Genomic DNA, 14,534 nt, shown 5'->3' with positions numbered 1-14,534 from the left:
AAAGCCCAACTTATTTTATAGTTTTATATTTTCTTTTCGAGTGCTTCTGGTGCTGCACCATAATCATTAATAACTTCCCATTTAATTGTTCCATTAGTATTTGAGTTATTAACCTCGAAAGTCGCACTTGAGAAAGGTGCCGCATAAGAAACATCATTAGCCTTTGTTCCGTTAAAGCTGATGCTCTGGAAATTCATAAAATAAGGTGTTGGGTTTTTAACCGTAATTTTATTTCCAGATTTAGACCACACTAATTTTTTTTGCTCTTCAATAAAATTAACATCTTTTAATGCTTTAGGGCGATAAATTAATTTCATTTGCGTTTTAAAGGCAATTTGTAATGAGTTTTCTGTTCTTTCTGTTGCTGGAATAGTTTTTATATTTAACCAGAACAATGACTCTCTATCATTAGGTAATTTATTTTCTGTTAAAAATATTCTAAGCGCATTAGTTCTATCTGCATTTAGCCTAAATAATGGTGGTGTGATAGAAAAATCAGACTGTTTTTTTTCATCTATATTATCTATCCAAGATTGAATCAAATAAGGGATTTTATCTGGATTTTCTACGCTGATGCTGACATCTTTGTTTCCCTCATTATAAATAACACGGGTTCCACCAATAATAACACCAGCATTCGCAGTATTTATTAGTGCAAGTAAGGAAATGAAAATATAGATAATAGATTTCATAATACCACCATTGATTATTATTAGATAAGGCTTAAGTCCTTTTAAACCTTATTTATTACTTAGTTATAATTGATTGTGAAAGTTGCTGTCGCATTTGCAGGACCAGGAGTCACTGTGTCAGACTTAGCAATATAACGTGCTCTGAAATCTAAATTATTTTCCACATTTTGTTGTAATGGATATGCTTTAGAGGCAGTAAATAATGGAACAATTTTATTCGTATCATCAGTAATTTGAATTCCAACGCCAGTTGCAACGCCAGTTTCTTCTTTTAATTTAATAACTTCATCATCACCAATATAAGAATCAGCATCAAATTTTACTGAAGCCGTTGTTACTGTAGCAGGGCAATTAATTAATTTGATCGTAAATTTAGTTGCTGCCGCTGTACTTCCTGCGTTTGGTAATGCTTTTTTAGATACTTGTCCTAAGTTTACTTTTAGTGCATCAGAGCCAGCTGCTAATTCGCATGCTTGGTCGATGATTTCACCGGTAAAGTCGATAGTACCATCTGCTGCTAATGCATTATTAACAGCAAAGATTGAAGTTGCAGCAATTAATGATGCAAGTAAGTTCTTTTTCATTTGTTTTTCTCCAAAAGATAATTATTTATTTTTATTGAGTAGGTGGAATTACCAATTACTCAATTGGAGAGTATTTTGAAACTATTTATTAAAATAAACAAGTTTTGTAAAATTTGGTAAAATATAATTAAATTTTAAAGTATTTAATTTTTTTAATTAAGTTAACACATTATAAGAGAAGGATTAATACACTATATTGAGCTAAGTTAAATATAATTTTTTTTGATTTTTTCACTAAAGTTAAATAACGATATAAAACTAAGAATAATTATAAGGAGGGATATAAGTTTAATTTATCTCTCATATGGTGATAATTTGGGGTTATAAGGTTTTGACTTATTAGACCACATACAGTGGATGTTGTATTTTTACTATCGAAAAATGAAATAATAGTATAGTTATCGGATTTAGCAGGTCTAAATGTGCTATTTATTTGGTTTTTTATAGAGAAAATGGTGTTGCCATTCAGTAAATGAATAAAAATAGGGGTAACTTTGGTTTTAAGGAAACATTAAATGACTATCAAAATGTTCTTATTAAATTCAATTAAGTAGCCTTAATTTTAATTCGCTATGTTAAGGCTACGTGAGAGATTTCTTACTTATAGATACCTTTAGCTATAGTTGTCATGACTATAAACTTCCTATAAATAAGCTTAACTTTGTATTAACACTATTTGTATAAATTGAAATTATGTTCTGGCGATAATAGGCTTTCCGCTTGCAATATTTTTTTCTATTCTGTTTATTACTCATTGTGTTAACTGGTATTGGGGTAGCAAAGTCAACAATTAACTCTTGAATATCAAGGTCGAGTATTTCGGAAATAGAATATAACGTATCAACATGAATTCGGATTTCGCCTAATTCATGGCGAGATTGATGCTGCTGACTAATCCCAAGTAATGTACTGAGTTGCTGAATACTCATGTTTTGGTCTTTTCTTAGTGTGCGGATCCGCGCTCCGACAATTTTAGAGGTGTTTTTTTTCATACGGTAACCAATACTGATTAAGTAAAAATACTATAAAGAAAATGATTTTTTAAATTCATAACCATTTTTAATTTTTGTTTTTTCATCTTCACTAAATGAAAAAAAATAAATTATATTAATATCAAAATAATTAGAATATTGCTTTAGCCTATCTATCGATATTCGATTATTTCCTCGTTCATAACGTAGTTGCTGTTGCTCACTAATTCCAACAGTTTTAGCAAGGGCAGTAAGAGAGAGTCCTTTATTTTTACGCAATGATTTTATTTTATTACCAATAACCGCAGAGACAGGGTAATAATTGCTCATTATTTAACCTCATTGATTTTTTACTCTTAATTGGTATAGGGTTATATCTTTAACATCACGATATATTTATCAGGTATCCTTTATCCTATCTTGATTTAAATCATAAGTGATCAAACTATGTTTTTTATATTGAAAATATTAAATATTATCGTCATCTCAAAATTTGAACCATTCTAATTAAGATGGTTTATTTTAGATTATCAATATAAAGACACTAGATTTATTAATGATAAACAAATGTAAAATCAAGATGACTATTAAATGAACCACTTGTCATGCCTGATCCATAGCCCGCCATTCTCGCTGATAGTGGAATATCAACTTTGCGGGTTTGTTCATTAACCGGCACCGTAATTTTTTCACCATTTTTTATCGTGGTTTTATTTGCATGGTGGGCTAAGTTTAATGCGACGTTTTTAGCGCTCCCCGTATTGACAAAATAATCAGCAGAGGTCGAGTCAGGCGTGCCTTTAATCTCCATAATGGCTTCTTTGGTGCCCATAGGGCAATTTTTCAATTTAATTGAGAAATTAACCCATGGTGAAGTTTGTGTATCCCGAATATTCCAAACATTCACTTTTTTCAAATCAATTAAATAATTTGTGGTTTCTAATTCACAAGGCATGGCGGTGACATAGCCATGTACATTGATATTAATGTGTGGGTCTGCTGCCAATACGGGGCTGGAAGCAAGACAGAATAACAACACTATTTTCTTCATATTATATGCTCCGGTTTATAAGTAGGTGATGGTGGCGGTAATATTGGCTGAAATAGAACCGGGTACGACATTGCCTGCCATGCTAAAGGCCCGTGTGCGCAGTGGAATCGCGACATCAGATTGCCCATTTAAGGGCACTTGTAATATTTTTAGATTACCTAACGGTGTGGCACCATCGCCACTTTGTAGCTGTACAGCGATATTCTGTGCAGTACCTAGATTTTTATATAAGCTAGCCGTATCAGCTGTGTCTGCGGTGCCTGAAAATGTCAGTTTAATTTGATTGATAAATGACGAGCAGTTATTTAATTTAATATCAAAATTTTTCCAGTCGGATCCTGTTTGTGCTCCATTAAATATATCAATCGGTAAACGTTTTAAATCAATATCGATATTGTTGCCGCCAGAGATATTACAGGTAGCAGCTTTGATATTGCCTGTGAAATTTAATGTTACAGTATTTGTAGCATTAGCCAATAAGGGTAGAGAAAAAATATTTATAGTTAATAGTGTAATTATTATTTTTTTCATGAGTGCCTCTATTCGTAGCGAATATTAACTGTGGCCGTTGCATTTGCACTTCCGGGAGTAATTTTGTCTGCAGTTTTAATATAACGGGCTTTCCAATTAAACATATAGTCACCGGAAGGAATGTTATTCTGTAAGCTATTTTTAGTATTAAGTTTTATTGGTGCATTATTTTTATCGAGTAGTTGAATCGCAACCCCAGTAGCGGTATCGGTACCAGATAAAGCTAATTTTCCTGTATTAATATCAACGTAGCCTGCGGAACTTGTGACTGTTGTTTTAATGTTCGTTCCAGCCGCACAGGTTAATGTAATTGGAATATCGGCTGAGGTGCTGGTATCTCCAATATTATTAAACTGAGTATCATACCAGTCACCAAGGTGGATATCATAAGTACTCTTATTGTTTTTTATTGAACATGATACATTAGTAATTTTAAAATTTGATGGAATATAAAGGCTAGTTATTACATATGTTTCTCTTTTATGAGGATCTCTGTTTTGCATTCTAGCAAGAGGGCCAGCAGCCAGTGCCCCTGAATTTATTGAACCTGTTTTTATTATGTCAACATACCATACAATTTCATTAGGAAAAAGAGTAGTAGCTGAGAATTTAAATATACCAGGCGTTGTTGATACATGCGGGAGAGCCATTGTATTTTCTTTTCTAAGTCCATAAATTTTAATACCTATGCCAGGTACATTTGTTTGGGCAACTTTATTCGAATTTACTTTCCATCCATTTAGGTACATATATTCAATGAGTATATTACATACTGATCCTGCTAAAAATGTAGGGTAGCCTATAGGATAAATATGAACATTGTAGCTAGCTAGTACTGTATTTACAGGTATTGAGTTATCTGCTTGTATAATAATATTAGCTGGAGGAAGGTAACCCGTTTTGCCATTCTGGGGATTGGGCATACACTTGTTAGCATTTGCATTTGTGCAATATAAAAGTATCAAATTAATTATTATTATTAATTTATAAATAAAAGTCTTCATTATCTCTTTCCTTATTACCGGCATACCGCAGTAGTTTTATATAACCCCATATAATCCGAAACACCGGCTAAGTTATAATTAACCAGACACTGCTGTTTCTCGTTATATTGAATAATAAAGTTCCCACTCTCTGCTAAGCCGGATAAATAAACTTCGCCATCATTACCCACGAGATTATTGAGCTGCGGGTTATCTTTAAATATGGCCTGCGCACCGAATGGCACTGGCTTTCCATCAACAAAGGTTAAATTCATAATGGCACGATAACCGACATTGGCGCTAAAACTGGATTTCACTAGCGCCCCACGGCTTGGGGAGACTGACTGGCTGGTGAGTTCCATTTCCGTGTTGTCAGGTAACGCCGAAGTATCAATGTTGATGGTATTTTTACGGTAGGCTGTCACGTATGGCACTAACGCATAACCTTGGTTATTGGTCACTACACCCGCTTGGTTTAGTATTGGTACACCTCCTGCATCGGGCACTTCTACCAATGCGGCGGTTTCACCTAATTGTTGCCCTAACACTAACCCGTCCGCGTGGGCGACAAGGCTGCCATTAGTTCCGTAGTACAGGTTATAGTTATCTTTGCTATAGCTCGCACCACCAGAAATTTCACCATACCTGCCTTTATAGGTGGAGTTCGCATTACCAGAACTGCCTTGTCCCTGATCGGCTAAACTTTGTTGCATGCTCCAATTTAAACGGTTGTTCAGGTGAGATGCTGATACACCGATGCTACTCGAACTGGAGTCTCGGCTACTGTGGTTACTGGCAAAGTTAATGTAGGCGGTATCTTCAAACAAACTGAACGGAATATTGACCGAAAAAGTAAATAAATGGTCTTCATCACTGTATTTTTTTGCCCCAGCACTCTGCGAATAGCTGCTGGTATTCTTGTTATAGGTGTAATTCAGCCCATAACTGATCCCTTGCCAGCTATTGTTATAGCCAAGGGTTGCTGACTGTGTTTTGCGGTCACTATTCCAATAGTCTTCATTAACATAACCCATTGAAATAGAACCGTAAGTATCCCCTAGGTTTTGGCTGAGGGTGATTTCACCGCGATTACGGCGGCGTTCGATCTCAGGGCTGTAGGTGGTATCACGGAAGGTGTCAAACACCTCGGATAAACTGTAATACCCTTGGGTTGAATAGCGGTAACCTGCCAAAGCAATATTGGTGCCGATATCATTGAGGTTTTTGTTATATCTAAAGCGGTAAGACTGACCACGTTCTTTGCTGTCATCACGCATTTTGGCGTGAGATTGGGTAATATCAATAGACAGCGCCCCGAAGCGCCCCAAGTTTTGCCCAGCACCTATCGAATAAGATTGGTATTTTTCACTGAACTGACTTCCTCCGAACATAGTGATGCCATAGGGTAAACCGTATACCAAAGTGAACTGACCAAATTTGGTTTTATCTACATGGCTATCATATGAACGGTATTCACCTGCGGTGGTGCTATAAGATAAATAACCCTCACGTTGCAGCACGGGGAGTGAGGCAAAGGGCACAATTTGCACCTGTTCGCTGCCGTTCGACTCTTTTATCGTCACATGCAAGTCACCGCTGCTGCCCGTTGGGTAGAGGTCAGTGATTTCAAAGGGGCCTGCTGCTACATCAGTTTGGTAGATGGTGTAACCGTTTTGGCGAATGGTGACCTGTGCGTTGCTGCGGGCTATCCCACGCACAATTGGCGCATAGCCGCGCAGACTTTCAGGGTACATATCATCATCGGTGGCGAGCTGAGCCCCACGAAACGGTACACTGTCAAATACGTCTGACGGAGATACGCTGTCTCCCAAGGTTAGTTGGCTTTTTATGCGGTTGATCCCACGGGAGGCGTAAGTATAAATAGTATCCCATTTATTGGGCTGCCCTGTGCTGTTGGACCACGTGGTATAGTTGCGCAGACGCCATGCCCCAATATTTAAGCCGGGGCGTAAATTGACGTAGTTTGAGGTGGTGTCTTCTCCACCTTTACGATCGGTATTTTTAGAACCGCTATAGCTGTAATTCAGTAATAGGGCGGTAATACCGTTATCGATATCTGCAAGGTCAACATAACCCCTCGGGTTTTTCGCCAGCGCGATTTGCGGAATACTGAGGTATAACCGTTGTGAATCAAATTCAAACTGGCTTGTTGCGTCAGGAATGATTGCTAAATTGACGCAGCCTGTTTGGCTATTTTGTAGCTCAGGATAATCTGCAATTTTAATATCAAAGCTTTTTAAATCATCCAAAGTTAAGCAAGGAACCAGTTTGTTTTCAGTATTTTTATCAAATTTTAAACTTTTTGCCCCGATTAAGTTGGTATTGACATAAATATCAACGTAATAATTACCAGCCAATTGTTGGTTATTTTCAAATTGACTTAAATCGACCGCATCTTTATTAGGCAACTCTAAAAAATCAGGATCAAAATATACATTTCCCTCTGTTGTATTATTGCCGATGGCATTTTCAGCGTATAAAGGTACCGTATAGCCTAAATAAATAAGTAGGCTAAAGCATATTTTATTTATTCTCATTTTAACAACCTAAATCAATTTTGGGCTATATTTTCGCTTCAGCCAGTTCAGATGCGGAGCCGTAATCATTAATGACTTCCCATTTCACCGTACCATGATTCGCAGCATCGTTAATCTCAAAAGAAGTGCTAGAAAACGGTGCAGCATAAGAGACGTCATTCGCTTTTTTACCGTTGAAGGTAATACTTTGGAAATTCATAAAATACGGTGTTGGGTTTTTTACTGTAATCATATTGCCTGTTTTTGACCAAGTTAATTTTTTTTGTTCTTCAACAAAATCAACATTTTTAATTGCAGAAGGACGATAAATTAATTTCATTTGCGTTTTAAAGGCAATCTGCAATGAATTTTCTGTTCGCTCCGTTGCTGGGATTGTTTTTATATTTAGCCAAAATAATGATTCTTTATCTTTCGGTAAGGTATTCTCTGTTAAAAATATTCTTAGCGCATTGGTTTTATCTGAGTTTAATCTAAATAATGGAGGTGTAATAGTAAATGCGGATTGCTTATTTTCATCAATGCTATCAACCCATGATTGAATTAAATAAGGGATTTTATCAGGGTTTTCGACACTAATACTGACATCCTTATTTCCCTCATGATAAATAACACGAGTGCCGCCAATAATAACGCCTGCATGGGCTAAATTAATCAATAAAAATGAAGAAATAAAAAAATAAACTAAGCGTTTCATATTAGTACCATTGAATAGAGGAATAAGGTTTAAATCCATTTAAACCCTAAAAGCCTATTAGTTATAATTGATAGTGAAGGTTGCGGTTGAGTTTGCTTGACCAACGCCAACGCTATTAGACATTGCAATATAACGAGCGGTAAAATCTAAATTATTTACTGTCTTTTCTTTTAATGCATACGCGCTAGATTCAGTAAATAGTGGAACGATTGTTCCTGTAACGTCCTGAATTTGAATACCAACATTTTGTGCCGTTGTCGCTGCAGTAGGGTCGGTTAACTGGAGTACACTATTATCACCTGCATAACTGGTGGCATCAAATTTAACCGTTGCGCTAGTCACGGTTTGCGGGCAGTTTTCTAATTTGATGGTAAATTTAGTTGCTGCTGCGGTGCTACCTGTACTAGGTAATGCCGTTTTAGAGATTTTCCCTAAGTTTACGGTAAATGCATCAGAACCGGTTGCAAACTGACAAGCCTGATCGGTAATTTCACCTGTAAAATCTATCGTTCCATCAGCAGCTAATGCATTATTAATGGCAAAAACAGACGATGCCGCAATTAAATAGGCAAAGACATTCTTTTTCATTTTTTACTCTCCAAGAGGATATTTATTTGATGTGATTGAGCCAGTGAAAATATTCAGTTACTCAGTCGGGGAGTATTTTGACTTTTATTTTAAAAATAAACAATATGAGAGTAATTTGGGTTTAATGTCCTTATTTGATGCTATTTTTATATCTTGTATTTGGTATTCACATTATAAGTTGGGAGTTTTTTATGGATATTTTAAGAAATGTTGATTTTTTAATTATGGGATTTTTATTGCAGATAAAAATAAAGATTAAATAGTTAAATTAGTTTTAAATTGGTTCTTTTTGTTATTGTTTAACTCATAATGTGTTTTGATGGATTTTAATATTATTGCTGCATTTTAAATATTTCATTTTAAAACAAAAAACAGTCTAAAATGTATTATATTAAAGGTATCATCCGAAACCAATCATCATTAATGGTGATTTATTTAACGTTTTAATATCTTTTTTTGATGTAGATTGGTATGGCGTTATTGAATATTAAGATAAGCATGAAATAATAAATTAAGTCATGCCTATCTTAATAGGATAGTAAGTTTGGGGGGTTATTCAATTCCTAGCTCTTTTAATTTTCGAGTTAATGTGTTTCTTCCCCATCCTAATAAACGGGCCGCTTCTTGCTTATGGCCATTGGTGTATTTCAACGCGCAATTTAACATTGTACGTTCGAGTAAGGGAATAGTCTGTGCAAAGAGGTCTTCTTTGCCTTCTATTAACGCGTTATCGGTCCACTCTTCCAGTAATTCAAACCACTGAGCTGCAGAAATAGGATTTTGTGATGACAATGATTGTGTTGGCATGGAATCAGCTTGCGATGATTTTACCACTGCATTTTGTTGTGGGTGCTCTTCAAGTAAATCATCGGGCAAATCTTGCGGTAAAATTTCTTGGCTTGCTGCCATCACGGTTAACCAACGGCAGACATTCTCCAATTGGCGAACGTTACCTGACCAATAATAGCGCTGAAGAATTTTTTCGCTGTCAGGGTGGAGAACTTTAGCTTCGACACCGAGTTCTTTTGCCGTATTTTGTAGAAAATAATCGGCGAGACGTGGGATATCTTCAGTGCGTTCACGTAGCGGTGGTAATTGTACTCGAATGACATTTAACCGGTGAAATAAGTCTTCGCGAAATAAGCCTTCTTTAACTCGTTTTTCAAGATCTTGGTGGGTCGCTGCAATAATCCGTACATCCACATTGACTGGGGTATAACCCCCAATACGATAGAATTGGCCTTCAGCCAGAACACGTAACAAGCGAGTTTGTACATCAAGGGGCATATCGCCGATTTCATCTAAAAACAATGATCCATGGTTAGCTTGTTCAAATCGCCCCTGACGTACTTGGGTCGCCCCAGTAAATGCGCCTTTTTCGTGGCCAAATAGCTCAGATTCAATTAAGTCTTTGGGAATAGCCGCCATATTTAATGCAATAAAAGGGGCGTCAGCACGAGGGCTGTGTTGATGTAACGCGTGGGCAACCAGCTCTTTGCCTGTTCCAGATTCACCATTAATAAGCACACTAATTGATGAGCGTGATAAACGGCCAATAATGCGATAAACCTCTTGCATCGCTGGTGCTTCCCCGATCATGGTCGAAGAGACTGTAGGGGCAGGCTGCTTAGCTTCACGGCTAGTATGGTTTTGTTCACGGCTATGATTCAGAGCACGTTCGACTAATGCGACGGTTTCATCAATATCGAAAGGCTTTGGTAAGTAATCAAATGCCCCTGATTGGTAGGCATTTACGGCAGCATCAAGGTCAGAGTGTGCTGTCATAATAATAATCGGCAGAAGCGGGTGTGATTGCTTGATGGTATTCAGAAGCTCAATACCATTTGTGCCTGGCATACGGATATCAGATAACAACACATCAGGGAGTGAATTTTCTAATGCGGCGAGTACAGCATCCGCACTGTCAAAGCAGGTGCAAGCGAATTTTGCATTATCTAATGCACGCTCAAGTACCCAACGGATGGAACTATCATCATCAACCACCCAAATTTTTCCCTGCGTCATGGTTATCTCCTATTTCTTAATTGGTAGATAAATGGAAAACTCAGTGTGGCCTGGCCAACTGGTAAATTCGATTTTTCCTGCGTGTTGGTCAACTAAACTGCGAGCAATCGATAGGCCAAGCCCTGTGCCATCAGGCCGTCCGCTCACCATGGGATAAAATAATGTATCCTGAATTGCCAATGGAATACCCGGACCGTTATCTTCAATATCAATACGTGCAGCTAATCGATAACGTTCACCTTGTAGTGTGACTTGAAAAGCCGTTCGTGTACGCAAAGTGATATAGCCTCCCGTTTCGGCGAGGGCTTGTAAGGCGTTTCGGGTGATATTTAGCAGCACTTGCTCGATTTGGTCTGGGTAATACTCTAATTCGGGCAGGCTTGGGTCATAGTCACGAATTAGTGTCACATTATCGGGCTTTTCTAATGACACCAACCGCGTTACATTTTCCATAATATGATGAATACTTTGCTGTGTTTTTGGCCCTGGATATTGTGGACCAAGCAGCCGATCAACCAATGCTCGCAAGCGGTCGGCCTGTTCGATAATCACTTGAGTATATTCATTTAATTGTGGGTCAGGCAACGCTTTAGATAGCAATTGCGCAGCGCCTCGCAAACCTCCGAGAGGGTTTTTGATTTCGTGAGCAAGTCCACGGATCAGTTCGCGGGCAGCCAATTGCTGGGCATTCTGTGCGAGTTCTTGGCTCAAACGCCGTTGGCTATCTAATTGTGAAAGCTCAACTAAAATAAATTGCTCTGAAAAAGGCTGTGCACTGAACGACATCACGTGGGAATGGTTGTTAAATACTAAGGTGACTTCGTTCTCGGTAAAACTATGGCCATCTTTTAAGCTATTGAGCATGAGTTCATCATTGAGCGAACAATAACTGAATAATAGTGGCAGTGGCGTACCGTATAGCTTGCGCTGGCTTTGGGTTAAGATCTGGAGTGCAGCATGGTTGGCGTAATGGATAACCAAGTCGTAATCCAAAATTAGCACGCTATTAATGAGTGAGTCGAGAATATGTTCCGGTGCTGGCAAATGTTCGGTTTTCATGTAATGTTGCTCCTGCACTATTTTGGTGCATTATACCTGATAGACCAAACAACCGATATTTGATTTTTGTTGCGTAAATACGTTAGAGATAAAAGGCCCCATCAAAAGATGGGGCAAGTGCTTCACGGCAACAAAGACTAACAGTGGAACGGCGTGTTACACACTGTAGTACATTTCAAATTCGAGAGGGTGTGGCGCCATACGAACACGTTGGATGTCGGCACGGGTTAATTCGATATATGCATCGATAGCATCATTAGTGAATACGCCACCACGGGTTAAGAATTCACGGTCTTTATCTAATTCCGCTAATGCTTCGTCTAAAGAGCCAGAAACTGTTGGAATTTCTTTGGCTTCTTCTGGTGGTAAGTCATATAAATTTTTGTCCATCGCATCACCAGGGTGGATCTTGTTAATGATGCCATCAAGGCCTGCCATTAACTGAGCCGCAAACGCTAAATATGGGTTAGCTGCTGGGTCTGGGAAGCGAACTTCAATACGGCGTGCTTTAGTGCTCGCAACGACTGGAATACGAATCGAAGCAGAGCGGTTACGTGCAGAATATGCCAACATTACAGGTGCTTCAAAGCCCGGAACTAAGCGTTTGTATGAGTTAGTTGTTGGGTTAGTAAATGCGTTCAGTGCACGTGCATGTTTAATAATACCACCGATGTAGTACAGCGCCATTTCGGATAAACCGCCATATTTGTCACCTGCAAACAGGTTAACGCCACCTTTAGATAAAGACATATGGCAGTGCATACCAGAGCCGTTATCGCCCACTAAAGGTTTAGGCATAAAGGTGGCTGTTTTACCGTAGGCATGTGCAACATTGTGAACAACATATTTATAAATTTGAGTTTCATCCGCTTTTTTCGTCATAGTATTAAAGCGGGTCGCAACCTCGTTTTGGCCAGCTGTCGCCACTTCATGGTGGTGAGCTTCAACAACTAAGCCCATCTCTTCCATTGTGGTACACATGGCTGAACGTAGGTCTTGTGATGAATCAACCGGTGGAACTGGGAAATAACCGCCTTTTACTGCAGGGCGATGGCCTTTATTACCACCTTCGTATTTGGTTCCCGTATTCCATGCCGCTTCGATATCATCGATATGGTAGTAACTACCATGCATGTTGTTGCCAAAACGAATGTCATCAAAAACGAAAAATTCAGGTTCTGGCCCAAACAGGACGATATCGGCAATTCCACTTGAGCGCAGAAAATCTTCCGCACGTTTTGAAATTGAACGTGGATCTCTGTCATAACCTTGCATCGTGCCCGGCTCTAAAATATCGCAGCGAATGATCAACGTGATATCGGCAAAGAACGGGTCTAACATTGCAGTTGATGGGTCTGGCATTAATACCATGTCTGACTCATTGATGCCTTTCCAGCCACCAATAGATGAACCATCAAACATCTGGCCTTCTTCAAAGAAGTCTTCGTCAACTTGATGAGCAGGGATAGTGATGTGTTGCTCTTTACCTTTAGTGTCGGTAAAACGCAGATCAATAAATCTAACATTGTGCTCTTTAATTAACGATAAAACATGTTCAGCGGACATCTCGGCTCTCCTGGTCGGGTCTAATCAACAAATCACAGGCTATCATATTGATAATATGTTTGTTGTTTGTCTGGCGTGTTAGTCATATATAAATAGGTAGCACGCGCTCTATAAATAGATAAGCGAAAAGCGTGCCAACTTTTTAATTATAGTAAATACTGATTGTTACGAAGGAATGTCAATCGATTGAGTTAAAAATAGGCATGAATTGCACTATTTTGGTGCTTCTTGTTGGATGTTTGCACTATTTTGGTGCTAATTTAAACGCGGATCATTTATGTCATGCATTCATAATAAATGTAATATTTTATGTTCTTTGCTTATGTCAGTATTAATAAAGATATATTTGAGCAACATTTTGAGTTGAATCTAAATATATTTTTTGCACTTTACATAATACTCATGTGAAAAAGTGACGACATAGTTAATGGGGGAATAAATATATGGCAAGATCTCAAGGTTGGGCACCACCACTAGTATGGGGACCGTAGGTTAATCTCCATACGCACGTAGGGAATAGCGCTTATACTGTTTCATTTAATGCAGTATCAAGTCTGCAATCAACATTTGATGCTGAAATACAATATGTAACCAATTCAGGTGATAGAACCATTCACACTATGGGGCCAGGCTCATATAGAATTAATGGAAATAATGGGGCAGGACAAGACCGAATTAGGTTTAAGAGCCATCCAGTCGGGCTGACGATAGAGGTCAGGTACTAAATATAAAAGTTGCTTCATGCTAACTTTAATTATTCATCAAAGATTTAAATAAATCTAAATTAGATTGATTATTTAGATTTTGATAAAAACCATCATCTAATGAATGGATGTTTCCTAAATGAATATCTTTTTGAATAAGAACGTTGTTAAAATAAACATTCATTTTTTCATTTTTATTTTTTGTTAGAAACTCATATAATTTAGGTCGGCAATTATTTGTATTGCTAAGCGTTATAAAAACAGTATGTTCATTATTTTTTGATTCATCCTGATATGATTCGATACACTCTTTATCTAATTGAAAAGATGAATTATTTGTAGAGTAAGATAAAATGTTATCGCTTTTAATTTTGCAACTAATGAGCGATAGTCCCGTTATAATTGCGATAGATGAAACAAAAAAAATTTTTTTTGAATTGTTCATAAATGTTATTATTATTCCAAAGGCTAAATTTTTTATAATATATACCATAAACAGAAAATTTCATGTTATTTATTCTGATGTGC

Annotated in this window: 14 protein-coding genes and 1 pseudogene; 1 reads left to right on the top strand and 14 read right to left on the bottom strand. The window is 37.6% G+C overall.

Annotated elements, in window-relative coordinates:
- Nucleotides 1–23: 23 nt before the first annotated feature.
- The 13 genes from PSE83_RS11130 to glnA form a co-directional block, all read right to left on the bottom strand.
- On the bottom strand, nt 24–692 hold the full coding sequence (locus PSE83_RS11130) for a fimbrial biogenesis chaperone (RefSeq protein WP_115166388.1): 669 nt from the start codon (nt 690–692) through the stop codon (nt 24–26).
- Nucleotides 693–751: 59 nt separating this feature from the next.
- A complete protein-coding gene (locus PSE83_RS11125) occupies nt 752–1,276 on the bottom strand; it encodes a fimbrial protein (RefSeq protein WP_094960816.1) in 525 nt (174 codons plus the stop codon).
- A 632-nt stretch (nt 1,277–1,908) separates the two neighbouring features.
- Nucleotides 1,909–2,268 (bottom strand): helix-turn-helix domain-containing protein, encoded by a 360-nt coding sequence (locus PSE83_RS11120; RefSeq protein WP_272660853.1) that lies wholly within the window; start codon nt 2,266–2,268, stop codon nt 1,909–1,911.
- A gap of 30 nt (nt 2,269–2,298) precedes the next feature.
- Nucleotides 2,299–2,577: a helix-turn-helix domain-containing protein gene (locus PSE83_RS11115; protein WP_181488875.1), complete on the bottom strand. Its 279-nt coding sequence runs from the start codon at nt 2,575–2,577 to the stop codon at nt 2,299–2,301.
- Nucleotides 2,578–2,800: 223 nt separating this feature from the next.
- Nucleotides 2,801–3,298 (bottom strand): fimbrial protein, encoded by a 498-nt coding sequence (locus PSE83_RS11110; RefSeq protein WP_004262753.1) that lies wholly within the window; start codon nt 3,296–3,298, stop codon nt 2,801–2,803.
- 15 nt (nt 3,299–3,313) lie between these two features.
- Nucleotides 3,314–3,829: a fimbrial protein gene (locus PSE83_RS11105; RefSeq protein WP_181488873.1), complete on the bottom strand. Its 516-nt coding sequence runs from the start codon at nt 3,827–3,829 to the stop codon at nt 3,314–3,316.
- Between the two features lie 8 nt (nt 3,830–3,837).
- Nucleotides 3,838–4,833 (bottom strand): fimbrial protein, encoded by a 996-nt coding sequence (locus PSE83_RS11100; protein WP_181488871.1) that lies wholly within the window; start codon nt 4,831–4,833, stop codon nt 3,838–3,840.
- Between the two features lie 14 nt (nt 4,834–4,847).
- Nucleotides 4,848–7,370, bottom strand: coding sequence for a fimbria/pilus outer membrane usher protein (locus tag PSE83_RS11095; RefSeq protein WP_272660852.1), 2,523 nt, complete (start codon nt 7,368–7,370; stop codon nt 4,848–4,850).
- Nucleotides 7,371–7,395: 25 nt separating this feature from the next.
- Nucleotides 7,396–8,064 carry a fimbrial biogenesis chaperone gene (locus tag PSE83_RS11090; protein WP_036958627.1) on the bottom strand — a complete coding sequence of 223 codons (669 nt, stop codon included), beginning with the start codon at nt 8,062–8,064 and terminating at the stop codon, nt 7,396–7,398.
- A gap of 57 nt (nt 8,065–8,121) precedes the next feature.
- Nucleotides 8,122–8,652 carry a fimbrial protein gene (locus tag PSE83_RS11085; RefSeq protein ID WP_164564313.1) on the bottom strand — a complete coding sequence of 177 codons (531 nt, stop codon included), beginning with the start codon at nt 8,650–8,652 and terminating at the stop codon, nt 8,122–8,124.
- Nucleotides 8,653–9,204: 552 nt separating this feature from the next.
- Complete coding sequence (glnG, locus tag PSE83_RS11080) at nt 9,205–10,677, bottom strand: nitrogen regulation protein NR(I) (RefSeq protein ID WP_004262724.1); 1,473 nt, start codon at nt 10,675–10,677, stop codon at nt 9,205–9,207.
- A 9-nt stretch (nt 10,678–10,686) separates the two neighbouring features.
- A complete protein-coding gene (gene glnL, locus PSE83_RS11075; RefSeq protein ID WP_004262719.1) occupies nt 10,687–11,736 on the bottom strand; it encodes a nitrogen regulation protein NR(II) in 1,050 nt (349 codons plus the stop codon).
- A gap of 156 nt (nt 11,737–11,892) precedes the next feature.
- Nucleotides 11,893–13,302, bottom strand: a complete 1,410-nt coding sequence (gene glnA, locus PSE83_RS11070) for a glutamate--ammonia ligase (protein ID WP_004262716.1) — start codon at nt 13,300–13,302, stop codon at nt 11,893–11,895.
- A gap of 503 nt (nt 13,303–13,805) precedes the next feature.
- Here glnA and PSE83_RS11065 point away from each other — a divergent pair.
- Nucleotides 13,806–14,027, top strand: a pseudogene (locus tag PSE83_RS11065) (colicin Z C-terminal domain-related protein); the annotation flags it as partial.
- Between the two features lie 25 nt (nt 14,028–14,052).
- Here the strand turns inward: PSE83_RS11065 and PSE83_RS11060 are convergent.
- A complete protein-coding gene (locus PSE83_RS11060; protein ID WP_036958599.1) occupies nt 14,053–14,451 on the bottom strand; it encodes a hypothetical protein in 399 nt (132 codons plus the stop codon).
- Nucleotides 14,452–14,534 lie beyond the last annotated feature (83 nt).

Origin of the sequence: Providencia sp. PROV150 (assembly GCF_028481025.1) — a bacterium.
GTDB lineage: Bacteria > Pseudomonadota > Gammaproteobacteria > Enterobacterales > Enterobacteriaceae > Providencia > Providencia hangzhouensis.
The sequence above is the reverse complement of the archived record's forward strand: the minus strand, read 5'-3'. Positions and strand labels throughout refer to the sequence as shown.

What these genes read in the sequence shown, in the direction of transcription:
- glnL (WP_004262719.1), bottom strand. Translation starts at nt 11,736, where the DNA reads ATGAAAACCGAACATTTGCCAGCACCGGAACATATTCTCGACTCACTC.
- PSE83_RS11115 (WP_181488875.1), bottom strand. Translation starts at nt 2,577, where the DNA reads ATGAGCAATTATTACCCTGTCTCTGCGGTTATTGGTAATAAAATAAAA.
- PSE83_RS11120 (WP_272660853.1), bottom strand. Translation starts at nt 2,268, where the DNA reads ATGAAAAAAAACACCTCTAAAATTGTCGGAGCGCGGATCCGCACACTA.
- PSE83_RS11095 (WP_272660852.1), bottom strand. Translation starts at nt 7,370, where the DNA reads ATGAGAATAAATAAAATATGCTTTAGCCTACTTATTTATTTAGGCTAT.
- glnG (WP_004262724.1), bottom strand. Translation starts at nt 10,677, where the DNA reads ATGACGCAGGGAAAAATTTGGGTGGTTGATGATGATAGTTCCATCCGT.
- PSE83_RS11130 (WP_115166388.1), bottom strand. Translation starts at nt 692, where the DNA reads ATGAAATCTATTATCTATATTTTCATTTCCTTACTTGCACTAATAAAT.
- PSE83_RS11060 (WP_036958599.1), bottom strand. Translation starts at nt 14,451, where the DNA reads ATGAACAATTCAAAAAAAATTTTTTTTGTTTCATCTATCGCAATTATA.
- PSE83_RS11125 (WP_094960816.1), bottom strand. Translation starts at nt 1,276, where the DNA reads ATGAAAAAGAACTTACTTGCATCATTAATTGCTGCAACTTCAATCTTT.
- PSE83_RS11085 (WP_164564313.1), bottom strand. Translation starts at nt 8,652, where the DNA reads ATGAAAAAGAATGTCTTTGCCTATTTAATTGCGGCATCGTCTGTTTTT.
- PSE83_RS11090 (WP_036958627.1), bottom strand. Translation starts at nt 8,064, where the DNA reads ATGAAACGCTTAGTTTATTTTTTTATTTCTTCATTTTTATTGATTAAT.
- glnA (WP_004262716.1), bottom strand. Translation starts at nt 13,302, where the DNA reads ATGTCCGCTGAACATGTTTTATCGTTAATTAAAGAGCACAATGTTAGA.
- PSE83_RS11110 (WP_004262753.1), bottom strand. Translation starts at nt 3,298, where the DNA reads ATGAAGAAAATAGTGTTGTTATTCTGTCTTGCTTCCAGCCCCGTATTG.
- PSE83_RS11105 (WP_181488873.1), bottom strand. Translation starts at nt 3,829, where the DNA reads ATGAAAAAAATAATAATTACACTATTAACTATAAATATTTTTTCTCTA.
- PSE83_RS11100 (WP_181488871.1), bottom strand. Translation starts at nt 4,833, where the DNA reads ATGAAGACTTTTATTTATAAATTAATAATAATAATTAATTTGATACTT.